This is a genomic window from Tamilnaduibacter salinus (assembly GCF_003096655.1).
Classification (GTDB): Bacteria; Pseudomonadota; Gammaproteobacteria; order Pseudomonadales; family Oleiphilaceae; genus Tamilnaduibacter; species Tamilnaduibacter salinus.
Window position 1 is genome coordinate 205744 of record NZ_QEKQ01000006.1, and the last position, 24489, is coordinate 230232.

The 24489-nt window shown below is 61.5% G+C and carries 21 protein-coding genes and 1 tRNA gene; 5 read left to right on the forward strand and 17 right to left on the reverse strand.

What is annotated here, in order from left to right:
- The first annotated feature begins 42 nt into the window (after positions 1 to 42).
- The 3 genes from C8D92_RS10625 to C8D92_RS10635 all read left to right on the forward strand — a co-directional run bounded on the left by C8D92_RS10625 (position 43) and on the right by C8D92_RS10635 (position 3276).
- Entirely contained in the window at positions 43 to 504 is a 462-nt protein-coding gene (locus C8D92_RS10625; RefSeq protein WP_095610158.1) for a DUF3015 domain-containing protein, read from the forward strand.
- A gap of 73 nt (positions 505 to 577) precedes the next feature.
- Positions 578 to 2437: an Lnb N-terminal periplasmic domain-containing protein gene (locus tag C8D92_RS10630; RefSeq protein WP_116919343.1), complete on the forward strand. Its 1860-nt coding sequence runs from the start codon at positions 578 to 580 to the stop codon at positions 2435 to 2437.
- On the forward strand, positions 2407 to 3276 hold the full coding sequence (locus C8D92_RS10635; RefSeq protein WP_116919344.1) for an alpha/beta hydrolase: 870 nt from the start codon (positions 2407 to 2409) through the stop codon (positions 3274 to 3276). Before C8D92_RS10630 ends, C8D92_RS10635 begins: the two co-directional genes overlap by 31 nt.
- A 139-nt stretch (positions 3277 to 3415) precedes the next feature.
- Here the strand turns inward: C8D92_RS10635 and pnp are convergent, their stop codons facing one another.
- Positions 3416 to 5533, reverse strand: coding sequence for a polyribonucleotide nucleotidyltransferase (pnp, locus tag C8D92_RS10640; protein WP_095610155.1), 2118 nt, complete (start codon positions 5531 to 5533; stop codon positions 3416 to 3418).
- Between the two features lie 67 nt (positions 5534 to 5600).
- On the opposite strand from pnp, the gene C8D92_RS15595 reads away from it, so the two are divergent.
- The gene (locus tag C8D92_RS15595; RefSeq protein ID WP_133243126.1) at positions 5601 to 5783 is read left to right on the forward strand and encodes a hypothetical protein; all 183 of its coding nucleotides are present in this window, start codon (positions 5601 to 5603) and stop codon (positions 5781 to 5783) included.
- A gap of 94 nt (positions 5784 to 5877) precedes the next feature.
- Here the strand turns inward: C8D92_RS15595 and rpsO are convergent, their stop codons facing one another.
- From rpsO to rlmE, 13 genes are all read right to left on the reverse strand, one after another.
- Complete coding sequence (gene rpsO, locus C8D92_RS10645; protein WP_095610154.1) at positions 5878 to 6147, reverse strand: 30S ribosomal protein S15; 270 nt, start codon at positions 6145 to 6147, stop codon at positions 5878 to 5880.
- Between the two features lie 137 nt (positions 6148 to 6284).
- Positions 6285 to 7196 (reverse strand): tRNA pseudouridine(55) synthase TruB, encoded by a 912-nt coding sequence (gene truB / locus C8D92_RS10650; protein WP_116919345.1) that lies wholly within the window; start codon positions 7194 to 7196, stop codon positions 6285 to 6287.
- The gene (rbfA, locus tag C8D92_RS10655) at positions 7193 to 7615 is read right to left on the reverse strand and encodes a 30S ribosome-binding factor RbfA (protein WP_095610152.1); all 423 of its coding nucleotides are present in this window, start codon (positions 7613 to 7615) and stop codon (positions 7193 to 7195) included. Before rbfA ends, truB begins: the two co-directional genes overlap by 4 nt.
- A 104-nt stretch (positions 7616 to 7719) precedes the next feature.
- Positions 7720 to 10278, reverse strand: coding sequence for a translation initiation factor IF-2 (infB, locus tag C8D92_RS10660; protein ID WP_116919346.1), 2559 nt, complete (start codon positions 10276 to 10278; stop codon positions 7720 to 7722).
- Between the two features lie 19 nt (positions 10279 to 10297).
- Complete coding sequence (gene nusA / locus C8D92_RS10665; RefSeq protein ID WP_095610150.1) at positions 10298 to 11791, reverse strand: transcription termination factor NusA; 1494 nt, start codon at positions 11789 to 11791, stop codon at positions 10298 to 10300.
- Positions 11792 to 11833: 42 nt separating this feature from the next.
- Complete coding sequence (rimP, locus tag C8D92_RS10670; protein WP_095610149.1) at positions 11834 to 12295, reverse strand: ribosome maturation factor RimP; 462 nt, start codon at positions 12293 to 12295, stop codon at positions 11834 to 11836.
- A 321-nt stretch (positions 12296 to 12616) separates the two neighbouring features.
- Positions 12617 to 12701: transfer RNA gene (locus tag C8D92_RS10675), tRNA-Leu, on the reverse strand.
- A 7-nt stretch (positions 12702 to 12708) separates the two neighbouring features.
- A complete protein-coding gene (gene secG / locus C8D92_RS10680; RefSeq protein WP_116919347.1) occupies positions 12709 to 13140 on the reverse strand; it encodes a preprotein translocase subunit SecG in 432 nt (143 codons plus the stop codon).
- An 11-nt stretch (positions 13141 to 13151) separates the two neighbouring features.
- Positions 13152 to 13901 (reverse strand): triose-phosphate isomerase, encoded by a 750-nt coding sequence (gene tpiA, locus C8D92_RS10685; RefSeq protein WP_116919348.1) that lies wholly within the window; start codon positions 13899 to 13901, stop codon positions 13152 to 13154.
- 60 nt (positions 13902 to 13961) lie between these two features.
- Complete coding sequence (glmM, locus tag C8D92_RS10690; protein ID WP_116919349.1) at positions 13962 to 15308, reverse strand: phosphoglucosamine mutase; 1347 nt, start codon at positions 15306 to 15308, stop codon at positions 13962 to 13964.
- On the reverse strand, positions 15305 to 16132 hold the full coding sequence (gene folP / locus C8D92_RS10695) for a dihydropteroate synthase (protein WP_116919350.1): 828 nt from the start codon (positions 16130 to 16132) through the stop codon (positions 15305 to 15307). The genes glmM and folP overlap by 4 nt, the downstream gene beginning before the upstream one ends.
- Before the next feature lie 87 nt (positions 16133 to 16219).
- Positions 16220 to 18160 carry an ATP-dependent zinc metalloprotease FtsH gene (gene ftsH, locus C8D92_RS10700; protein ID WP_228151106.1) on the reverse strand — a complete coding sequence of 647 codons (1941 nt, stop codon included), beginning with the start codon at positions 18158 to 18160 and terminating at the stop codon, positions 16220 to 16222.
- Between the two features lie 169 nt (positions 18161 to 18329).
- Entirely contained in the window at positions 18330 to 18950 is a 621-nt protein-coding gene (gene rlmE, locus C8D92_RS10705; RefSeq protein ID WP_116919351.1) for a 23S rRNA (uridine(2552)-2'-O)-methyltransferase RlmE, read from the reverse strand.
- Between the two features lie 130 nt (positions 18951 to 19080).
- Here rlmE and yhbY point away from each other — a divergent pair, with 130 nt between their 5' ends.
- A complete protein-coding gene (gene yhbY, locus C8D92_RS10710; RefSeq protein ID WP_116919352.1) occupies positions 19081 to 19386 on the forward strand; it encodes a ribosome assembly RNA-binding protein YhbY in 306 nt (101 codons plus the stop codon).
- 90 nt (positions 19387 to 19476) lie between these two features.
- On the opposite strand, the gene greA is transcribed toward yhbY, so the two are convergent.
- From greA to carA, 3 genes are all read right to left on the reverse strand, one after another.
- On the reverse strand, positions 19477 to 19956 hold the full coding sequence (greA, locus tag C8D92_RS10715; RefSeq protein ID WP_095610141.1) for a transcription elongation factor GreA: 480 nt from the start codon (positions 19954 to 19956) through the stop codon (positions 19477 to 19479).
- Between the two features lie 5 nt (positions 19957 to 19961).
- Complete coding sequence (gene carB / locus C8D92_RS10720) at positions 19962 to 23177, reverse strand: carbamoyl-phosphate synthase large subunit (protein ID WP_116919353.1); 3216 nt, start codon at positions 23175 to 23177, stop codon at positions 19962 to 19964.
- A gap of 71 nt (positions 23178 to 23248) precedes the next feature.
- The gene (gene carA / locus C8D92_RS10725) at positions 23249 to 24397 is read right to left on the reverse strand and encodes a glutamine-hydrolyzing carbamoyl-phosphate synthase small subunit (RefSeq protein ID WP_095610139.1); all 1149 of its coding nucleotides are present in this window, start codon (positions 24395 to 24397) and stop codon (positions 23249 to 23251) included.
- Between the last annotated feature and the right edge of the window lie 92 nt (positions 24398 to 24489).

Here is a 24489-nt window from a genome sequence, read left to right on the forward strand (position 1 = left end):
CGCATCTGGCCTACCGAATAGAAACGAACGAAGGAGAACATCATGAAAAAAGTGATCTCGGCAGCACTGCTTCTTGGCGCCTCTTCCATGGCATTCGCGCAGCCCGGTTGTGGCGTCGGCGCCATGATCTGGAAAGGACAGTCCGGCATTGCTCCGCACGTTCTGGCTGCCACCACCAATGGAACCTTCGGTAACCAGACTTTCGGCATGACAACCGGCACACTCGGTTGCCAGACCAACGAGTCCGTTCAGTCCATGGCCATGTACATGAACACCAACATCGACAAGGTGGCGCGTGACATGTCCCGTGGCGAAGGTGAGAACCTTGAGACTCTGGCCGTTCTGCTGGACGTCGCGCCGGCGGATCGGGACGCCTTCCGGACGCTGATGAAAGACAACTTTGCGACGGTATTCCCGTCTGCAGACACCACTGCCGACCAGGCCGTTTCGGCCATCGTGGCATTGATGGAACAGCACCAGACGCTCAACCAGTACGTCGGCTGAAGAACCCTGTTACCCGCGCCAGGGACGGCGCACCCGCATACCCAATAACCATTCACCGCCCAGGAGTCCGGTTTTGAGGCCACTGCTGCTCTGCCTCTGTCTGCTTCCGCCCGTCTGTCTGTCCGCAACCACCCCGTCCTCCCGAATTGATCAACTGGCCCAGTCCGACGAGTGGCTGACCCTGCTGCATTATCAGGAGACCACCTATTCCGACGCCGATCAGTCCCAGGCGGATGATGCGGCATTTTTTCTCAGCCCGGAGGGCGCAACGAACCCGAAAGCCGAACTGAGGGCGACCCTGGAAGCCATTCAGCAGCCGGGAGGGGGAAATGACCATGCCCGTTGCCGATTCCCCGCCCGCGATCAATGGCTCCGTCGACAACTGAACCTGCCGGCGCGCCCGATTGACTGCCCGGACTACGACACCTGGCGGAGCGAGCTCAATACGGAAGCCGTCACACTGGTATTTGCGGCCTCTTACCTGAACTCGCCCTCGTCCATGTTCGGGCACACGTTTCTCCGGCTGGACCCGGACGACACGGATGAAGCCGCCGACCTCCTGCTGGCCGACACCATTTCCTACGCGGCGGATGCCGAAGCGCACGACAGCGAGCTGATGTTTGCTTACCGGGGTATTTTCGGTGGCTATCCGGGCATTACCAGCGTCAAACCCTACTACGAGAAAATCCGCCTATACTCGGACATAGAAAATCGCGATCTCTGGGAATACCGGCTCAACCTGACCGACCAGGAAATCGACCGGATGCTTGCCCATGCCTGGGAGCTGACCGGCAAGAACTTCGATTACTATTTCTTCGATGAGAACTGCGCCTACCGACTGCTGGCGCTGATTGACGTGGCCCGGCCCGGGACCGACCTGCTTGATCGCGTTGGCACCCATGCCATCCCTTCCGACACCGTTCGTTGGGTGGTGGACGAGAATCTGGTGGCATCGGTGAATTACCGCCCCTCCTCCGCGACCGAAGTCCGTCATGCCATCGACTCGTTGTCCGAGACCGAGCAGGACCACGTGCTCGAGATGGTGGAAGGCGACGTCATGCCTGCGGCACCCCGCGTGCGGGAGCTGCCGGCCCGACGTCGTGCCGAGGTACTCGACACCACCTATGAATACGTTCAGTTCCGGGCCAGAGAAGACGAATGGCGGCGCGAACGGCGCGCGACGCTGTCCCATGCCCTACTGAGCGAACGCAGCCGGATTGATGCGGAGGCGCCCCGCCCTACTGCCCCGAGGCCCGAGGTACGCGATGACCAGGGCCACGACACGTTCCGGGTTGGGCTTGGCGGCGGACGTGAGGGAAACCGGGGTTTTGCCCAACTGAGCGTCCGCCCGGCCTACCATGACCTGCTGGACCCGCCAGCCGGTTACCGGCCCGGAGCCCAACTGCAGTTCCTGCGCCTCGATGCCCGTTTCTATACTGGCAATCAGGAGCTGCAACTGGAGCAGCTCACCGCCATTGAGATTCGCTCCCTGTCCGTCCGGGACCGGTTCTTTTCACCGCTGTCCTGGCAGGTGGGCGTCGGCGGACGGCGGACGGACACCCGGAACGGACGACGCGTACTGACGCCATACCTTGAAGGTGGCGTCGGCGGAAGCTGGGGGCAGCCGGGTGAACTGCAGGCGTTTGCCATGGCCACTGCGGACCTGGAGATTGACGATGACATCGCCCGGGGGCACAACCTGGCCCCGGGCGCTGACCTCGGGCTGCTTCATCAGGGTCGGACCGTCAGCCTGATGGCCGGCCTGAAGACCAAGGCGTGGCTGATCAACTCGCAACACCGGGAAGACCGGGCCTACACCGAGGTTCGCTGGCACCTGGATCGCGGCCTCAGCCTTCAGGCGCGCTGGGAGCGCGAGGACCACTTTGACCGGATGGAGACCACATGGCGCACGGGGCTGCAACTCTACTTCTGATTCGTCGCCTGCCGTTCGCTCTGCTGGCGCTACTGGCTCTGCTGCAAACCGGGTGTGGCAGCCTGTTCTTCTACCCGGACCAGACCGTCTACATCACACCGGATCGGTTGAACCTGGACTACGAGGACGTCTACGTCGAGACGCCGGATGACGAAACCCTGCATGGGTGGTGGCTACCGGCCCATGGCGACGCGAAAGGCACCGTCTATTTTCTCCATGGCAATGCCCAGAACATCAGCAGCCATCTGCTCAACGTGGCGTGGCTGCCTGAGCGGCACTACAACGTCTTCATTCTGGATTACCGGGGGTACGGCCAGTCCACGGGCGAGCCCGACATTCCCGGCGCCCTGACGGACGCACGCGCCGGAATGGAGTGGATCGCCGGGAATCACGACCAGAGCCCCGTCTTCCTGCTCGGGCAAAGCCTCGGTGGGGGCCTGGGCACAGTGCTGGCCGAACGCTGGCAGACGCAGGACCAGGCGCCGCCACTGCAGGGCGTCATTCTCGACAGCACGTTCTCCGGCTTTCGCGCCATCGCCCGGGAGAAGCTTGACGGCTTCTGGCTGACCTGGCCGTTCCAGATTCCACTGAGCTGGACCATTCCGGGGGAGTACGAGGGCGTTGAGCGTCTTCCCGCCATCCACCCCACGCCGGTTATGGTGATTCACAGCGTTCGTGACCCGGTCATTCCGTACCACCACGGGCGGACGCTGTTCGAGGCGGCGAAGGAACCGAAACGCTTCCTGAAAACCGACACCGCCCACGCGGGGACGTTTGTGATACCGGCGTACCGGGAGGCGGTGCTCGCGTTCATGGCAAAACACAAAAAGACCGATTGATTCGCCACGGAAGAGCACGGAAGGCGCCCGCCGGGCGCCAAATGCGGTTCCTTTTTCCGTGTTCTTTCGTGGATTCCGTGGCCAACACAAAAAAAGCCCGCCAGGGCGAACCGTGGCGGGCTTTTTGAAGAGAGGGGAATCAAGCCATTTCGGTCGGCTTGTCGCCCTCCTTCACTTCCTTCATGGACAGCTTGACGCGGCCGCGGTTGTCCACGTCCAGCACCTTGACCAGCACCTGCTGACCTTCGCTGATCTCATCCGTGACATTCTCTACCCGGTGGTCGGCTATCTGGGAGATGTGCACCAGACCGTCTTTACCCGGCAGGATGTTCACGAAGGCGCCGAAGTCGACGATGCGTTCAACCTTGCCCTGATAGATCGCACCCACCTCGATCTCGGCGGTGATCTCACGAACACGCTTTTCAGCCGCACGCGATTCCGCCTGGCTCTCGGCGTAGATGCGGACGTTGCCATCATCATCCAGATCAATGGAGGCCCCGGTCTCTTCGGTGATGGAGCGGATCACGGAACCGCCCTTGCCGATGACGTCCCGGATCTTCTCCGGATCTATCTTGATGGTCGTGATGCTCGGCGCACGCTCCGAGAGTTCGGCACGCGGCTTGTCGATCACCTTGGCCATCTCGCCGAGGATGTGCTGACGGGCCTCGTAGGCCTGATCCAGGGCCTGCTCCATGATCTCGTCGGTGATGCCCTGGATTTTGATGTCCATCTGCAGCGCGGTGACACCCTTGGCGGTACCGGCCACTTTAAAGTCCATGTCGCCCAGGTGGTCCTCGTCACCGAGGATGTCGGTCAGTACGGCGTACTTGTCACCGTCCTTGACCAGGCCCATCGCGATGCCGGCAACAGCGTCGGATACCGGAACACCAGCGTCCATCAGCGCCAGGCTGGAACCGCAGACGGACGCCATGGAGCTGGAGCCGTTGGATTCGGTGATTTCGGACACGGAACGGATGGTGTACGGGAAGTCATCAACCGATGGCATCACCGCGGACACACCGCGCTTGGCCAGCTTGCCGTGACCGATTTCCCGGCGCTTGGGCGCGCCGACACGGCCGGTTTCACCAACGCAGTATGGCGGGAAGTTGTAGTGGAACAGGAACGGATCCTTGCTCTCACCTTCCAGCGCATCCACGATCTTCATATCGCGGGAGGTGCCAAGCGTCGTGGAGACGATCGCCTGGGTTTCGCCACGTGTGAACAGGGCGGAACCATGGGCCCCCGGCAGCACACCGACTTCGATGTCGATCGGACGCACGGTCCGGTGGTCCCGGCCATCAATCCGCGGCTTGCCGTCCAGCACCTGCTGACGAACCACGTTCTTCTCAACTTTACCGAAGTATTCCTTCACCTCGTCCTCGGACGGGCCTTCGGCGTCGTCTTCACCAGCGGCGAGCTTCTCGACGGCGGCCTGTTTCACCTCTTTCAGCTTGGCGAAGCGCTCCATCTTGTCCTTGATGCCGTAGGCCTCTTCAATCGCGCCGGCGAATCCAGACTGAACCGCTTCCAGCAGATCGGTGTTTTCCGGTTCCGGCTGCCAGTCCCAACGCGGCTTGCCCGCTTCGTCCGCCAGGGACTGGATCGCCTCGATCGCGCCCTGCATTTCCTCATGCGCGAACAGCACGCCACCCAGCATCTGGTCTTCGGTGAGGCCCTTGGCTTCGGATTCGACCATCAGCACGGCGTCCTTCGTACCGGCGACGACCATGTCCAGCTCGGACGTTTCCCGCTCTTCAAACGTCGGGTTCAGGAAGTAACCACGCTCGGCGGTGAAGCCCACACGGGAGGCCCCGACCGGGCCATCGAACGGTACGCCGGACAGGGCCAGCGCGGCGGAAGCGGCCAGCATGCCGGCGATGTCCGGGTCCTGATTCTTGTTGGAGGACATGACGGTACAGATGACCTGCACTTCGTTCATGAAGCCTTCCGGGAATAGCGGGCGGATCGGACGGTCGATCAGACGGCTTGTCAGCGTTTCCTTTTCGGAAGGTGGGCCTTCGCGCTTGAGGAAACCGCCCGGGATCTTGCCGACCGCGTAGGTCTTTTCGGAATAGTTGACGGTCAGCGGGAAAAACGGCTGACCGGGGTTCGCTTCCGGTTTGGCGACAACGGTACCCAGTACCGAAATGTCGTCGATTGTGACCATGACCGAGCCGGTCGCCTGGCGGGCAACCTGCCCGGTTTCCAGCGTGACGGTCTTGCCACCGAGTTCAAATGATTTCTTAACCGATTCCACGGTATCTCCTTGCTTGTCGCTGATTGCGATCCGACGGGAGGGGAACCCCCGTCACGGGAGGGCCACCGTGACACCACAGAACCTCAGCTTGACGACAGAAAGCGAACAGGCTGTCGAAAGGACGCCGCAATCAGCGCCTTTCGACAACCTGCTACACGGGCTTTCTTCGGATGCCGACGGACCGCTGAAGGCACGGACGGTTCACGGGATCACCCTGTTGTCAGCCAATGTCGATGCATCGGCCTGGTGAGGAGAATGACTACCGGCAGGACTCATCCCGACCGGCAGCTCCCGTTCCGGCCACCCATTGGGTCGCCGGAACGGTCAGGAGACTGACGCCGGACTTACCGACGCAGACCAAGGCTACGGATCAGGTCAAGATAGCGATCCGCATTCTTGCGCTTGAGATAGTCCAGCAGCTTGCGGCGCTGGTTGACCATCCGGATCAGACCACGGCGGGAATGATGATCCTGCTTGTTGGTCTTGAAGTGGCTCTGGAGCTTGTTGATGTTCGCGCTCAGCAGCGCCACCTGCACTTCCGGGGAGCCGGTGTCACCGTCCGTCTGCTGGTACTTCTGGACGATCTCGGACTTCTCCTGGGCAGAGAGTGCCATAGTTCACCTCGTTAATTGCGATGCCAATAGTGTCCAGCCGAACCGCGCATCTCTACAGCCCGGCTAGGGCCATCCGGCGTAGTGAATCACCACACCGTCTCGCCAACGGGACCGACATCCCGGGATGTTTCCACGGGTCAGTCCTGCCGCACCAGCCGCCGAGGGGCAACCTCGCCAGCGGGTGTGACTTCTCCCAGTCCGAGAAACCGTTCCGCGCCGTGATACAGGCGCACGGAGCCGGTGCCGGACTGGCTTTTCATTCTAACTGCTTGGCCGTTCAATATCGACCGTGATTCGTCATCATCGAGCGTGATCGCCGGACATCCCGCCAGCGCGGTGTCCACGGGATACAACAACGGGTCAAGGGACTCACCGCCCTCCCGTCGCCGCACCAGCTCTTCGAGCGGCATCGCCTGCTCCAGCGTGTACCCGGCGGCCAGCGTCCGGCGGAGCGCGGTCACGTGGGCGCCACAACCAAGAGCCTGGCCAATGTCCTCGACCAGAGTGCGGATGTAGGTGCCTTTGGTACAGGTCACACGAATCTCAAATTCATCGGCGCCCTGGGATTCAAGAACCAGCTCCCGGATGGTGACCGGTCTTGGGGGGCGCTCCACGTCAATGCCCTCCCGCGCGTACTCATACAGCGGTCGACCATTGTGCTTGAGCGCGGAATACATGGAGGGAATCTGCTCGATCTCACCGCGGAAGGAGGCCAGTACCGACTCGAGACGGTCTTCATCGAGTTCAGGGACAGGGTCGGTCGACACCACCTCACCGTCGCTGTCGCCGGTCTCGGTGGTCACCCCCAACCGGGCACGGGCGAGATACCCCTTGTCGCTGTCGAGCATCCACTGGGAAAACTTGGTGGCCTCACCGAAACACAGTGGCAGCACACCGGTGGCGAGCGGATCCAGCGCGCCGGTGTGACCGGCCTTGGCCGCGCCCAGAAGGTGACGCACCGCCTGAAGAAGCTTGTTGGAGGTCATACCCGCCGGCTTGTCGACGACCAGCAGGCCGTTAACCGGTCGCCCTTTGCGACGCCGACTCACTCGCGGCTCTCCCCGTCGCCATCGTCATCCGGAGTGTGCCGCACCACCGGCTCCTTACCGACCGCCTGATCGATAAGGTCGTCAAGTCGACGACTCTGACTCATGGCGTTGTCGAAGTGGAATCGCAGCTCGGGCACAACACGCAGTTTCATCGCCCGCCCGATCTGCCCACGAAGGAAACCGCCCGCCTTGCGAAGGACCATCAGGGCGTCCGCAATGTCCGGATGATCCTCGGAGAGATCATCGGTGGTCAGCAGCGAGATGTAGACGTCGGCATACCCCAGGTCACGGCTGACGCGCACCGCGTTAATGGTCACCATGCCCAGGCGCGGATCCTTGACCTCACGCTGGATCAGTTGTGCCAGCTCGCGCTGGATCTGGTCGCCGACCCGTTCGGTTCGGCTGAATTCTTTCGGCATGAATCGGACTCGGTCTCAATGAACGGCGCCCCGGACTGCCAGGTCTGTCCTATCGGACAGGCCTGACCCGGGGCGCTTCAGTGGTTTACGTGACGGCTGACGCCTCAGCTCTGCAGCTCACGCTGCACCTGAACACGGTCGAAGACCTCGATCTGGTCTCCCACCTTGACGTCATACCCTTTAACGCCAATACCGCACTCGAGGCCTTTCTTCACGTCCTGGACGTCGTCCTTGTAGCGGCGCAGCGACTGGAGCTCGCCCTCAAAGATCACCACGTTGTCCCGAAGGACGCGGATCGGCTTGTTCCGGTACACCACACCCTCGGTCACCATGCAGCCGGCCACCTGGCCGAACTTGGGTGAGCGGAAGGTATCGCGAACGTCTGCAATGCCCACAATGTCTTCGCGGTACTCGGGCGCCAGCATGCCGGTCAGCGCCGCCTTCACATCATCAATCATATTGTAGATGATGCTGTAGTAGCGCAGATCGACCCCTTCTTCCTCCACCTTGCGCTTGGAGGCGGCATCCGCACGGACGTTGAAGCCGAACACGACCGCTTCCGAGGCCAGCGCCAGGCTGATGTCCGTTTCGGCAATGCCGCCGACGCCGGACGATACGATCTTGACCTGGACTTCGTCGTTGCCCAGATCCTGCAGGGCCTTGGTGATCGCCTCGAGAGAACCACGTACGTCCGCCTTCAGGACCACGTTGAGGGTTTTCACCTCATCTTTGCCCATGTTCTCGAACAGGTTCTCAAGCTTCGCCGCCTGCTGTCGCTGCAGACGCTGCTCACGCTCGCGCTTCTGACGGAACTCGGCCAGCTCTTTGGCTTTCTTTTCATCGGCTACGACGTAGAACTCGTCACCCGCATCCGGGGTGCCGTTCAGACCCAGCACCTCGACCGGAATCGACGGCCCCGCCGACTTCACCTGCTGCCCCGTTTCGTCCATCAGAGCACGGACCTTGCCGTAGAAAGCGCCAGCGACAATCGTTTCGCCCTGACGCAGGGTGCCGTTCTGTACCAGGACGGTGGCAACGGAACCGCGCCCCTTCTCCAGGCTGGACTCGACGACGACGCCCATACCAGGGCCTTCCGGTGCGGCTTCCAGCTCCAGAATTTCCGACTGCAGCAGCAGCGCTTCAAGCAGGTCGTCAATGCCGTCACCGGTGTGAGCGGACAGCGGCACGAACTGGATGTCACCACCCCAGTCTTCGGGGATGACTTCCATGCCTGCGAGCTCGGTCTTGATCCGGTCAGGATCCGCGCCTTCCTTGTCCATTTTGTTGATGGCGACAACGATCGGAACACCCGCCGAGCGGGCATGATCGACCGCTTCCCGGGTTTGCGGCATAACCCCGTCATCAGCGGCGACAACCAGAACAACGATGTCCGTGGACTGCGCGCCCCGTGCCCGCATGGACGTGAACGCCGCGTGGCCCGGTGTATCCAGGAACGTGACCATACCCTGGTCCGTATCCACGTGATACGCACCGATGTGCTGGGTGATGCCGCCGGATTCGCCTGCGGCCACCTTGGTTCGACGGATGTGGTCCAGCAGCGACGTCTTACCGTGGTCCACGTGCCCCATGACACTGATGACCGGCGCACGCTTTTCCTTCTCGCCTTTCTCACCTTCGGAGGCGATCTCGCTCAGGACATCTTCCTCCAGAGCGTCTTCACTGACCGTTTTGGCCTTGTGGCCCATTTCTTCGGTCACCAGTACGGCGGTTTCCTGGTCCAGCGCCTGGTTGATCGTGGTCATCACGCCCATGTTCATCAGCGCCTTGATCACGTCACCGGCCTTGATGGCCATCCGCTGGGCCAGCTCGCCCACCGTGATGGTCTCAGGAATTTCCACTTCACGGACAATCGGCTTGGTGGGTTTTTCGAAGCCATGCCGATTCGATTGCGACTTACCACGACGCTTGGCCTTGAGCGGCTTACGCATCTCGTCGTCCGGCATTGCGGCCGCGCGGCTGCTGCGCGGGCCACGGTGGCCGGCCGATTTCTTCTTCGGCTTGCCGTCTTCGAAATCGTCGTCGCGGCGCCCCTTGTCCTTTTTCTTCTTCGCCTTGCGCTTGGCTTTCTCCGGATCGGGCGGCGGGGCCGGCATGTCCTCGACCGGTGCCGGTTCCTCGGCAGCGGCCGGTTCCGGATCTTGAGTGGCTTCCGGGGTTTCCGCTTTTGGAGCCTCCTCCTGAGCGTCTTCCGGCGCTGGCTTCTCCGGCGCTTCAGCCTGAACCTCCGGTGCCGGTTGCTCCGGCTCCGGGGGCGGTTCCGGGGACGGCTCCGGCTGCGATGCAGGAGCTTCAGTCGCCGGCGCTTCGGCTTCCGCCTCTGCTTCCGCCTGTTTTGCCGCTTCGGCGCGCTTTACATAGGTCCGCTTCTTACGCACCTCGACGTTCACCGTCTTGGACCGACCGCTGCCGGCGCCCGTTTTGAGCGTCGTGGTGGTCTTGCGCTTCAGGGTAATCTTGCGCGGCTCGGCTTCTGCCTCACCATGATGTTTCCGCAGGTACGCGAGCAGTTGCTGCTTCTCGTCACTGGAGACCGAATCGTCCTCAGAGCGGGCTTTCAGGCCCGCTTCAACGATCTGGCGCAGCAAACGATCCACGGGAGCGCCTACATCATCGGCCAGCTGTTTTACAGTCACTTCAGCCATACTGGTCCTCCTCTCCCGGTTATTCCTGGTCCTCGAACCAGGGCGCACGTGCGGTCATAATCAGTTGGCCCGCGCGCTCTTCATCCATTTCGTCGATTTCCATCAGATCATCGACGGACTGTTCCGCCAGATCGTCCATGGAACGAATGCCCATGCCGGCCAGCTGAAAGGCCAGGGTCCGATCCATACCATCCATGTTGAGCAGGTCTTCGGCAGGCTCATTGCCCTCCAGAGCCTCCTCACTGGCCAGAGCCTTGTTGAGAAGCTGGTCTTTGGCCCGGCGCCGCAGCTCGGTCACCGTCTCTTCATCGAACCCTTCGATCTCGAGCATTTCATCCATCGGGACATAGGCCACCTCTTCCAGCGTGGTGAACCCTTCCTCTATCAGCACGCCCGCAAACTCCTCATCCACATCGAGATTATCGATGAAGTGATTGAGCAGACGGTTGTATTCCTCTTCCTGCTTCTCGCCGGCCTCATCCTCGGTCATCACGTCCAGCGTCCAGCCGGTCAGTTCGCTTGCAAGGCGAACGTTCTGGCCATTACGGCCGATGGCCTGTGCGAGATTGTCTTCAGCAACAGCCACTTCCATGGACTGACGGTCCTCGTCGATGACAATGGACGCGACATCCGCCGGCGCCATGGCGTTGATCACCAGTTGAGCCGGGTTGTCGTCCCAAAGCACGATGTCAACGCGCTCACCGCCCAGTTCGTTGGACACCGCCTGAACCCGTGATCCGCGCATGCCAACACAGGCACCGACAGGATCAATGCGCCGATCGTTGGTTTTCACGGCAATCTTGGCGCGGGAGCCCGGATCCCGGGCCGCACCCCGGATTTCAATCAGCTCTTCGGCAATCTCCGGCACCTCGATGCGGAACAGCTCAATCAGCATTGCCGGACTGGTCCGGCTGAGGATCAACTGGGGGCCACGATGGTCGGTGCGGATTTCGAGCAGCAGGGCCCGGATACGGTCCCCCATGCGGAACGTTTCCCGCGGGATCAACTGATCGCGTGGCAGCAACGCCTCGGCGTTGCCCCCCAGATCGACGATGACGTTGTCACGTGTGACCTTCTTGACGGAGCCGGCAACCAGCTCGCCGACCCGATCTCGGTAACTGTCCACGATGCGGCTGCGCTCGGCTTCCCGCACCTTCTGGAAGATGATCTGTTTCGCAGCCTGGGCTCCGATGCGGCCGAACGAGACCGACTCGACCTTTTCCTCGTACACATCGCCGGGCTGCAGACTGCCTTCCAGCTCATCGGCTTCCTGGAGCGTCAGCTCCGTGCCCAGTGCCGGAACGGCATCATTATCAACGACCAGCCAGCGGCGGAAGGTTTCGTAGTCGCCGGTCTTGCGGTCAATGGCGACCCGAATATCGGCTTCCTCTTCCTCGTACCGCTTCTTGGCAGCCGTCGCCAGGGCAAGCTCGATGGCCTCAAAAATGACATCCTTTTCCACGCCCTTTTCGTTAGAGACAGCCTCCACGACCGCCAGGATCTCTTTACTCATCTGTTTGCCCTGCCTTAACCCTTTGACTTGGACTCAAATGATTCAATCAAACACCGGAACAATGTTCGCCTTTTCAATGCTGTCAAACGGCAGCACCAGTTCTTCGTCATCCACCTGAACGACGACATCACCGTCTTCCAGCCCGCACAGTCGTCCCTCGAATTTGCGACGTCCTTCAAACGCCATTCTCAGGCGAAGCCGAATCCGGTGGCCGGCCCATGCCTCGTACTGGTGGGGATAGAAAAGCGGACGATCCATCCCGGGCGACGACACCTCCAGGGTGTATTCGTTACGGATGGGGTCCTCGACATCCAGCACGCTGCTGATCTGCCGGCTGACGCGTTCACAGTCATCCACGGAGACGCCATTCTCAGCGTCCTCAATGAACACCCGTAGGACAGAGTGACGGCCCTGCGAGCGATAATCGATCCCCCAGCACTCGAAGCCCAGCCCTTCAATGACCGGGGTCAGTATTGATTCAAGCTTCTGCAGTTTGGCGGACAAGTCGCTTCTGTCTCCGTCACATTCTTTCGCTACAAACAAAAAAAGGGCCTGATTCCCAGCCCTTTTTCAAACACGGGCCCGTCAGTGCCAGGCCCCTTAACAAAAAGCCCCTGTACATCCGGGGCCTTCTGAAGACGTTGCGTGCCGGAAAAGCTCCCTGCTTTTCCGCCGACAGACACCTGGCCTGCCTGAGCGGCTTTGTGCCCCATCCCACGGACGGGCACAGGTAGCCGCCGCAATGATCGCCGAAGTATAAAAACCCCGGCGAAACTGGTCAAGGTTTGACCAGTCTGCACCACCCTCTCGGGCAACGCTCCTGTATGGTGCCGAAGGCCGGACTCGAACCGGCACGGCTTGCGCCACTACCCCCTCAAGATAGCGTGTCTACCAGTTCCACCACTTCGGCAACAAACTTACTCGAGCTCGGGAATGTCAGAACCACCCCCGGACTCGCCCTGATTCGTCTCACCCGACTGGCCGTCAGAGCCACTCTCTTCCAGAGCCGGCACATCGCCGCTTTCACCAGACTGCTCCTGGCTGCCGCCCGCGCTTTGCGCCGGCGCCGAGGTCTCCTGAGCCTCAGGCACACCAACCTGACCAGCCACTTCCGCCCGCTCTTTGGCGAACACGGCCAGCGTAAAGCTGGTCACAAAAAACACCGCAGCCAGAAACGCCGTGGCACGACTCAGAAAGTTTCCACTCCCCTGACTGCCAAACACGGTCTGGGAAGCGCCACCGCCAAAAGCGGCGCCAGCATCCGCGCCCTTGCCCTGCTGGATCAGCACCAGCGCCACCAGGGCGACAGCAATCAGCACGTGAGCAACGACTACCAGTGTTTCCAACATAATCCGCTCTCTCAAGCCGCCCGACAGATGGCTAGGAAGTCCGGCGCACTCAGCGAGGCACCGCCAATCAAGCCCCCATCAATATCGGGCTGCGCAAACAATTCTTTCGCGTTGTCCGGCTTAACGCTTCCGCCGTATAACAACGTCATCTCTTCTGCCGGAGCACCCATCCCTTTGAGTGTCTGGCGAATCACGGCATGCACGCTCTGTGCGTCCTCCGCCGTCGCGGTCCGGCCTGTACCGATGGCCCAGACTGGCTCATAAGCCACAACGACCCGGAGCCAATCGGCATCGCTGACGCGGGACAAGCCCTGCTTCAACTGCTCACCAACCACCCGGTCCTGAGCGCCTGCCTCACGCTGAGCCTCTGTTTCACCAACGCAGAGGATCACGTTGAGGCTGGCCGACAGCGCGTTGTCCACTTTGTCGGCGATCAGCGTGTCGGTCTCGCCAAGCAACTCGCGGCGCTCGGAATGACCAACCAATGCGTACCGGCACCCGGCATCGTGCGCCATCGGCGCTGACACTTCGCCGGTGTACGCCCCTTTGTTCCACCGTGAAACGTCCTGAATACCAACCGACGTTTCGGATTCGGCCAGAGCAGCATTCACGAGCGTCGCATAAATAGCGGGAGGAATGATAACAACCTCAACACCATTATCAAGCTCGGCGAGCCCGTCCTGAATGTCACCGACCAGACCACTGGCCATTGCCGTGGAGCCATTGAGCTTCCAGTTGGCGGCGATCAGCTTCCGTCGCATACCTCACCCCGGCCTCAAGCGAAGGCGAACTATACAGGAGGCACCCGGACACGGCAAGCGTCAGGCAGCGCCGGAATCCCGCACCACGTTCGCGAGTCGGTCAGCCCACTCTGTCATCGCCGATTCATCCTCGCCTTCGACCATCACACGGATCAGCGGCTCGGTTCCGGAGGCACGCAGCAGAACGCGCCCGGCATCCCCGAGGGCTTTCTCGGCCTCGGCCACGGCGTCGGCGACAACCTTCCGACTCATCGGGTCAAACCGTTCTTCGACAGTGACATTCACAAGCACCTGCGGGAGCCTTGTCATCTCACGGCGCAACTCCGCCAGCGGCCGGTCTGCTCGCCACACCGCCATCAGCACCTGCAAAGCGGAAACAATGCCATCGCCCGTCGTGGTGCAGTCGCGGATCACCAGGTGGCCAGAGCCCTCGCCTCCCAGCTGCCACCCCCGCGAGATGAGCTGCTCCATGACGTACCGGTCGCCCACCTTCGCGCGGACGAAGGGAATGTCACGTTCCTGCAGTGCCAGCGCGACCCCGAGGTTGGTCATGAGCGTGCCGACCACACCGCCCCGCAGACGGCCTTCCCGATGGCGCTGGGCGGCAATGATGTACAGCAGCTCATCGCCGTCCACGACGCTGCCATCCCGGTCCACGAACTGGACCCGGTCCCCATCCCCGTCAAAGGCGATCCCCAGATCCGCCTGCCGATGCACCACCTCGTTCTGGAGCGCATCCAGATGGGTGGAGCCCACCCCGAGATTGATATTGAGGCCGTCGGGCTCAGAACCAATCACCGAGACGATCGCGCCCAGCTCCTGAAACACCTTGGGTGCGACGTGATAGGTCGCGCCGTGAGCGCAATCCAGCACGATGCGCATGCCATCGAGCCGAAACTCGTTGGGCACCGTGCTCTTACAGAACTCGACATAGCGCCCGGGCGCATCGTCCACCCTGGATGCTTTGCCCAGATCCGCAGCATCGCAAACTGCCAGCGGTCGATCCAGCCAGTCCTCAATCTCCGCCTCGACGGAATCACTCAGCTTCGTCCCTTCATGCGAGAAAAACTTGATGCCGTTATCATGATGGGGGTTGTGAGAGGCGCTGATGACGATCCCCGCCGACGCGCGGAAGGTGCGGGTGAGATAGGCAATCGCTGGCGTCGGCATGGGCCCCAGCAGGCGCACATCAATCCCGGCGGCGGCGAGGCCGGCCTCAAGAGCCGACTCGAACATGTAGCCCGACAGACGGGTATCCTTGCCGATCAGCACCCGGTTGCGCTGACCGTCGCGCCGCAACACCTGGCCGGCGGCCCAACCAAGCTTGAGCATAAAATCCGGCGTGATGGGCTCGCTGCCAACCCGCCCCCGAATCCCATCGGTTCCAAAATAACGGCGTTCCGTCATGTTATGGCGTCCTCCATCGCAGCCACCAACCGGGCGGCATCAATCGTCGCATTCACGTCATGGACACGCAGTATCTGTGCACCCTTCAGGGCGGATATTGTCGCCGCCGCCACACTGGCAGGCAAGCGCTCGTCCACGGAACGGCCCGTCACATGGCCGAGCATCGACTTGCGGGACATGCCGACCAGCAATGGATAGCCCAGTTCGTGGAATCGCTCCAGGCGCCCCAGCAACTGCAGGTTGTGGGTCACGGACTTACCAAACCCGAAACCGGGATCAAGGATCAGTTGGTCGCCGGCAATACCGGCCGCCCGGACCGCATCCACACGAGCCTTCAGAAATCCGGCTACTTCCTCAGTGACACTGTCATAGCGGGGACGCTCCTGCATGGTACCGGGCTCGCCCTGCATGTGCATCAGACAGACCGGCAGACCGCTGTCGGCGGCGGCCGATAGCGCCCCCTCGCGCCGCAACGCCCGCACGTCATTGATCAACCCCGCCCCCAGGCGCGCCGTCTCTAGGATCACTTCCGGGGTGCTGGTGTCCACTGAGATGATCGTCTCCACTTCCGAGGCGATCGCCTCCACGACCGGACAGACCCGGTCCAGCTCTTCCTGCACGGACACCGGCGCGGCCCCCGGGCGCGTGGACTCCCCTCCGACATCCACAAAGCTGGCGCCTTCAGCCACCATCTCACGCGCATGCGTCAGAGCGCGATCCACCGTATTGAAGTGCCCACCATCGGAAAACGAATCCGGTGTGATATTGATGATGCCCATGACGCGTGGCGCGTCGAGTCGGCATTGCTGGGTCCCAAACTGCATGGGCGGGCGCCCCCCTATGATTGTGTTGCCATAACGAAAAACGCCGCCCGTTGGGCGGCGTCATGAGCACGGGCCGGTAGTCGACCGTCAGTGGTCGCCCACCGGACCGCCGATACCTTCTCCGGGCTGACGACCGGCGTCGCGATCGTCCGCAGCGGCCGTCCCATCGCTGGTGTTGCCACCGTCGTCCGGACCATTCCAGCCCTGCGGCGGTCTCGGCACCTTGCCTTCCATGATGTCATCGATCTGGAAGCGATCAATGGTTTCGTACCGCATCAGGGCATCGGCCATCAGATCGAGCTTGTCGCGGTTTTCGATGAGCAGGCGACGGGCCGTCTCGTAGCACTCATCGATGATGTTCCGTACTTCCTCGTCGATGCGCTGGGCCGTCTCCGGGGAGTGCCCCGTTTGGCTGCTTTGCCCCGCCGAGTAGCCGACGAACGGCTCCTCGTTGTCGGAGTCGTACTGCAGCGGCCCCAGCTTCTCGGACAGCCCCCACTTGGTGACCATGTTACGGGCCAGCTCCGTCGCGCGTTTAATGTCGTTGGAGGCACCGGTCGTCACGCCATCCGCACCCAGCGTCAGTTCCTCGGCGATCCGACCGCCGAACAGACTGCAAATCTGGCTGATAATGGCCCGGCGGCTGTGGCTGTACTTGTCTTCCTCGGGGAGGAACATCGTCACACCCAGCGCCCGACCGCGCGGAATGATGGTGACCTTGTAGACCGGATCATGCTCGGGCACCAGGCGCCCGATGATCGCGTGACCGGACTCGTGGTTCGCCGTGTTCAGCTTCTCTTTCTCGTTCATGACCATGGATTTGCGCTCAGCGCCCATCATGATCTTGTCCTTGGCGAGCTCAAGCTCTTCCATGGACACGAGCCGCTGGTTCCGACGCGCCGCGAACAGCGCCGCCTCGTTCACCAGGTTCGACAGGTCAGCGCCGGAAAAACCAGGCGTGCCACGGGCGACCAGCTTCGGGTCCACGTCATCGGCCATCGGCACCTTCTTGAGGTGCACCTTGAGAATCTGCTCGCGGCCCAGGATGTCCGGCAGGTTCACCACGACTTGGCGATCGAAGCGTCCGGGACGCAGCAGCGCCGGGTCCAGCACGTCCGGCCGGTTGGTGGCGGCGATGACGATGACGCCCTCGTTGCCCTCAAAACCGTCCATCTCGACCAGCAACTGGTTCAGCGTCTGCTCACGCTCGTCGTGGCCACCGCCCATACCAGCGCCACGATGGCGACCGACCGCATCGATCTCATCAATGAAGATGATGCAGGGGCTCTGCTTCTTGGCCTGCTCGAACATGTCGCGAACGCGGGACGCGCCCACGCCGACGAACATCTCAACGAAATCGGAGCCGGAGATGGAGAAGAACGGGACCTTCGCCTCGCCAGCAATCGCTTTGGCGAGTAGCGTCTTACCAGTACCCGGCGGCCCCACCATCAGGACGCCCTTGGGAATCTGGCCACCGAGTCGCTGGAACTTGCTGGGGTCCTTCAGGAAGTCCACCAGTTCCTTCACGTCTTCTTTGGCTTCGTCGCAGCCGGCAACGTCACCAAACACCGTTTTGATCTGGTCCTCGCTCATCAGGCGGGCCTTGCTCTTGCCGAACGACATGGGGCCTTTGCCGCCACCGCCGCCCTGCATCTGGCGCATGAAGAACACGAACAGCGCGATGATGATAAGGATTGGGAAGGACGCGACCAGCAACTGAGTCCAGATGCTTTGCCGGTCCGGCTTTTTGCCCACGATCTGTACGTTGTTGGCGAGCAGGTCGTCCATCAACTTGGTGTCGGGCACCGGCGGACGCACCGTCTGGAAGCGCGAGCCGTTCTCACGCACGCCCTGAATTTCCAGCCCGTCGATTGTGACCTCGCGGACCTGTTCCTGCTGCACCATTTGTACAAACTGGGAATAATTGACTTCCTGCGCTCCCGTGGTCGGGGAGAAGTTCTGAAAAACCATCAGCAGGACGGCTGCAATAATCAGCCAGAGAACCAGATTCTTTGCCATATCGCTCAAGGATCATCACCTGTGAATGAGAGGGTGGTATACGCCACCCAGTCGCGACAGGGCCCTTCGAAAAGGGTTGGACTGTCGCGCTATCGTCAACCTTACCCTAATTGTACGCCCATCAACCAGCGTTGGCCCACCATGGTCGACCGACCTTCGGATGAACGTCCGGCAAGAATTACCCCCGAAAGCCCCGGCAAACCTGGTAGACCTCACGCGATCGGGCCCGCGAGGCGTCCGGCTTGCGGCTGACCACCTTGTCGAACTGCTGCTTCATATCCCGGAGCAGTTCATCGAACCCTTCACCCTGGAACACTTTGGTGACGAATACGCCACCCGGGCGGAGCACTTGTTGGGCGGTATCCAGCGCCAACTCGACAAGGTACATGGCGTTGGGGATATCCACCGCTGCCATACCACTCATATTGGGGGCCATATCGGAAATTACAACGTCCGCCGGCTGATCACCGAGCGAGGCCAACACGTCATCGAGCACCGATTGTTCGGTGAAATCGCCCTGAACGAAATCGACACCCGGCAATGGGTCCATGGCGAGAATGTCGCTCGCCACTACACGTCCCTTATGACCAATGCGCTCCATGGCGACCTGGGACCAGCCACCCGGCGCCGCCCCCAGATCGACGACCAGCTGACCGCCCCGAAAAAAGCGGTCCCGATCATCCAGCTCCTTGAGCTTGAAACTGGCACGGGAGCGATACCCCTCAGCACGGGACTGGCGCACGTAGGGGTCGTCATGATGTTCGCGAAGCCAGCGACGGCTGGAACCGGATTTGGCCAACGGACACCTCCGAGTCTGGGCGTGCGGGCAGCCCATCGACGCCCGCTTCCCTGTTACAATGCGAGTTTACAGCAAACCGGAGCGTCACCCCGGGTCGCCCGACAAATGACTGCGATTGAGAGACTGTATTATGAGCCTGTCCCCCGAACAACGCCGGGAATACCGCGCCATTGCCCACCACCTGAAACCCGTCGTCATGGTGGGTGACAAGGGCCTGTCGGAGGGCCTGCAGCAGGAACTGGAGCGGGCTCTGGATGACCATGAGTTGATCAAGGTCAAAGTGGCCAGCCCGGACCGGGACGAACGACGGGCCGCGATTGACGCGATCTGCGAAGACACCGGCGCGGAACTGGTTCAGGTGATTGGCAAAGTGGCCGTGCTGCTGCGTCGCGCTGCCAAGCCCAACCCCAAGCTGTCCAACCTGACCCGCACCTGACAACAGATCCCGCCACAACGAAATGCGTCGCCGGACTCCCGCCCGGCGACGCGACTGGCTCTGCCACTGAAAGGCGCGTTATCAGCGCCTTCAGAGATGCTCCACCTGATCAATCTCGTACTCAACTGTGCCCGACGGCACTTTCACCTCAACCACCTCGCCTTCGCTTTTGCCAATCAGCGCACGGGCAATCGGTGACGTCACAGACAGGCGACCGGCTTTCACATCCGCCTCGTCCTCACCGCAGATCTGGTAACGGACTTCTTCGTCCGTGTCCGCGTTGATCAGAGTCACCGTCACGCCAAAGATGACCTTCCCGGTGTTGTTGATGCTGGTGATGTCGATCACCTGGGCGCCCGCAAGCTTGGATTCAATTTCCTGAATCCGCCCTTCAATGAAGCTCTGCTGCTCACGGGCTGCATGGTATTCGGCGTTTTCCTTCAGATCGCCATGCTCACGGGCCTCGGCGATGGCTTCGATGACCCTCGGGCGTTCGACAGACTTGAGGTGCCGCAGCTCCTCACGGAGCTTGCTTTCGCCATTGACGGTCATGGGTACTCGGTCATTCATGGCAATCAATTTCCTGCATGCAGTTGCTGGAGCCGACGCACGGTCCGCTCCGGTCCGAATTTAATGGCACGGCAGAAGGCCTCGCCGCCCGCCAGCGTGGTGGTATAGGTCACCTTGTGCTGTAGCGCGGACTGGCGGATCTGGGCGGAATCAGCAATTGCCCGGCGCCCTTCCGTCGTGTTGATGATCAGTTGAATCTGGCCGTTCTTGATCGCATCAACGATGTGCGGTCGGCCTTCCCGGACCTTGTTGACCCGGTCCACCGAAATGCCGGCATCTTCGAGCGTCTGCGCAGTGCCGCCGGTGGCCACCAGCTCGAAACCGGCTTCCACCAGATCCCGCGCCAGCGTGATCGCTCGCGGCTTGTCGGCCTCCCGGACAGAGATAAACGCGGTGCCCTTGACCGGGAGCTGTTCGCCCGCTGCCAGCGCCGCCTTGGCAAAAGCCTCGTCAAAGCTGTCGCCGATGCCCATCACTTCACCGGTGGATTTCATTTCCGGACCCAGGATCGGGTCTACCGCCGGGAACTTCGGGAACGGGAAGACGGACTCTTTTACCGAATAATAGTGTGGGGTCACCTCCTTCGTGAAGCCCTGCTCCTTGAGCGAGACGCCCGCCATGCAGCGCGCCGCCACTTTCGCCAGCGACACACCAATGGCCTTGGAGACGAAGGGCACGGTCCGTGACGCCCGCGGGTTTACTTCGATCACATAGATCGTATCGTCCTGCCAGGCGAGCTGGACGTTCATCAGGCCGACCACCTCCAGCTCCAGCGCCATCCGGCGGACGGCCTCCCGCATTTCATCCTGCACCTCGGCCGGCAACGTGTACGGGGGCAATGAGCAGGCCGAATCACCGGAGTGAACGCCGGCCTGCTCAATGTGCTGCATGATGCCACCGATCACGACATCGTTACCGTCACAGACCGCATCAATGTCCACCTCAATGGCGGCATTCAGGAAGTGGTCCAGCAACACGGGGCTGTCGTTGGAGACCAGCACAGCCTCCCGCATATAGCGGACGAGTTCTTCCTCGTTGTAAACGATTTCCATGGCGCGACCACCCAGAACGTAGGACGGCCGGACGACCAGCGGATAACCGATCCCGCGGGCCTCAACAATGCCCTCCTCGTGGCTGCGCACAGTGGCATTGGCCGGCTGACGCAGCCCCAGGCGACCGATCATCTCCTGAAAACGCTCGCGATCCTCGGCGCGGTCGATCGCGTCAGGGCTGGTACCAATAATGGGCACACCCGCTGCTTCCAGGCCACGGGACAGCTTGAGCGGGGTCTGACCACCGAACTGGACGATCACACCGTCCGGTTTTTCGATGTACACGATCTCCAGCACGTCCTCGAGCGTAATCGGCTCGAAATACAACCGGTCTGAGGTGTCATAGTCCGTGGACACGGTTTCCGGGTTGCAGTTGATCATGATGGTCTCGTAGCCGTCTTCGCGCATGGCGAGGGAGGCGTGGACACAACAGTAATCGAACTCGATCCCCTGACCGATGCGGTTGGGGCCGCCACCGATCACCACAATCTTCTTGCGGTCCGACACATCGGCTTCGCATTCTTCCTCATAGGTCGAGTACATGTACGCGGTGGAAGAGGCGAACTCGGCGGCACAGGTGTCGACGCGCTTGAAGACCGGGCGCACGCCCAGGTCGTGACGACGCTTGCGCAGACTGGCCTCGGAAATGCCCAGCAGCTTCGCCATGCGCGCGTCGGAGAAGCCCTTGCGTTTGAGCCGATACAGCGCCGCCGCATCCAGATCCGCCTTGCCGGCAGACTGGAGCATGGCTTCTTCTTTGATCAGGTCTTCAATCTGCACCAGGTACCACGGGTCGATCCAGGTCTGACGGAACAGGTCATCGACCGTCATACCGGCGCGGAACGCATCCCCAAGGTACCAGATCCGGCGAGCGCCGGGCACATTCAACTCATGGGTCAGCAGATCCTGGTCGTCTTCGTTATCGGGGTCGATCAGCGCCTCAAAGCCTTCGGAGCCGATCTCAAGACCACGCAGCGCCTTCTGGAGTGACTCCTGAAAAGTCCGGCCAATCGCCATCACCTCGCCGACCGACTTCATCTGCGTCGTCAGACGAGCATCGGCCTGTGGGAACTTCTCGAAGGTGAACCGAGGAATCTTGGTAACCACGTAATCGATGCTCGGCTCAAACGACGCCGGAGTGACACCACCGGTGATCTCGTTCTGCAGCTCATCGAGCGTGTAACCGACGGCAAGCTTGGCCGCGACCTTGGCAATCGGGAAGCCGGTCGCCTTCGATGCCAGCGCAGAAGAGCGTGACACCCTCGGGTTCATTTCAATGACGACCATCCGACCGGTCGCCGGATTGATACCAAACTGGACGTTGGAGCCGCCGGTTTCCACGCCAATTTCGCGCAACACCGAAAGCGAGGCGTTGCGCATGACCTGATATTCCTTATCGGTCAGCGTCTGTGAGGGGGCCACCGTGATGGAATCGCCCGTGTGCACGCCCATCGGGTCGAAATTCTCAATGGCGCAGACGATGATGCAGTTGTCGTTCTTATCTCGAACGACCTCCATCTCGTATTCCTTCCATCCGATCAGCGACTCGTCGATCAGCAGCTCGTTGGTCGGCGACAGATCGAGCCCGCGCTGACAGATTTCCTCGAACTCATCGCGGTTATAGGCAATACCGCCGCCAGAGCCTCCCATCGTGAACGACGGCCGGATGATGCAAGGGAAGCCGATGCTGTCCATCACCTGGAACGCTTCTTCCATCGAGTGCGCCAGTGACGCACGCGGGGTCTCCAGGTCGATGGCCTTCATGGCCTGGTCGAACCGGTCACGGTCTTCCGCTTTGTCGATCGTGTCGGCATTGGCGCCGATCATCTCAACACCATTCGCCTCAAGAACGCCCTGTTTCTGCAGATCCAGTGCACAGTTCAGCGCGGTCTGCCCGCCCATGGTGGGAAGCAGGGCATCCGGCTGTTCCTTCTCGATGATCTTTTCAACCGTTTTCCAGGTGATGGGTTCAATGTAAGTGGCATCCGCCATCGCCGGATCGGTCATGATCGTCGCCGGGTTGGAGTTCACCAGGATGACCCGGAACCCTTCTTCGGTCAGCGCCTTGCACGCCTGGGCACCGGAATAGTCGAATTCGCACGCCTGCCCGATCACAATGGGACCGGCTCCGAGAATCAGGATGCTCTGGATGTCAGTACGTTTTGGCATTTAATCGTTAACCTGTCAGCAGCGGTTTCAATCCTGGCGGGCGCCGCCCACCTCTCGGTCTCGGGCGATGATCAGCCCGCGGCGCGGTTGCCTCCTGTTTCGTCCATCAGCCGGATGAACTGATCAAACAGAGGCGCCACGTCGTGGGGGCCGGGGCTGGCTTCCGGGTGCCCCTGGAAGCTGAAGGCGGGCCGGTCGGTCCGGCGAATACCCTGCAGCGTACCGTCGAACAGAGACTTATGGGTCGCTTCCAGGTTCGCCGGCAGTGTCGCCTCATCCACGGCAAACCCGTGATTCTGGCTGGTAATCATCACACCACCAGTCGCCAGGTCCTGGACCGGATGGTTGGCACCATGGTGACCGTGACTCATTTTCAGACTCTTCGCGCCGCTGGCGAGTGCCAGCAACTGATGCCCCAGACAGATCCCGAACACCGGCACATCGGTTTCCAGCAGCTCCCGAATGGCTTCGATCGCGTAATCGCAGGGTTCCGGATCCCCTGGCCCATTGGAGAGGAACACTCCGTCCGGCTGCATGGCTAACACATCGCTGGCAGGCGTGTCGGCGGGCACAACCGTCACATCGCATCCGCGGGACGCCAACATTCGCAGAATGTTGAACTTGATGCCGTAGTCGTAGGCGACCACCCGATAGCGCGGGTTTGTCAGTTCGCCGTAGCCACCGCCATGCAGTGACCAGACGGTCTGCGTCCACTGGTAACGCTCCTTGCTGCCCGTTTCCTTTGCCAGGTCCATCCCCTTCAGCCCGGGAAAGTCACGCGCCAGCGCCACAGCGCGCTCTTCAGTGGCGTTCTCGCCGGCCACGATCGCGCCATTCTGGGAGCCTGTGTTACGCAGCAAACGGGTGAGGCGGCGCGTATCAATGCCAGCAATGCCAATACGATCATTGCCACGAAGGTACTCATCCAGGTTCTGCTGGCGACGCCAGCTGTTGGGTAGCAGGGGCAGGTCGCGAATGATCAGGCCGGCGGCGTGAATCCGATCCGACTCCACGTCCTCGTCATTCACCCCGGTGTTTCCAATGTGCGGATAGGTCAGCGTCACCATCTGGCGGGCATAGGACGGGTCTGTGAGGATCTCCTGATAACCGCTCATCGCGGTATTGAAGACCACTTCCCCACTGGTCTCACCGTCGGCGCCGATGGAAAACCCTCTGAAAACACTGCCATCTGCGAGCGCAAGGATTGCTGGTGAAGTCAATGCCGTTTCCTCTTCCTACCGTCTGGGCGAAGCGCGGGGCCGGGACCGGCGCCCGCCGCGAGACACACCTCTCCGACGTCCGCTCGCAAAAA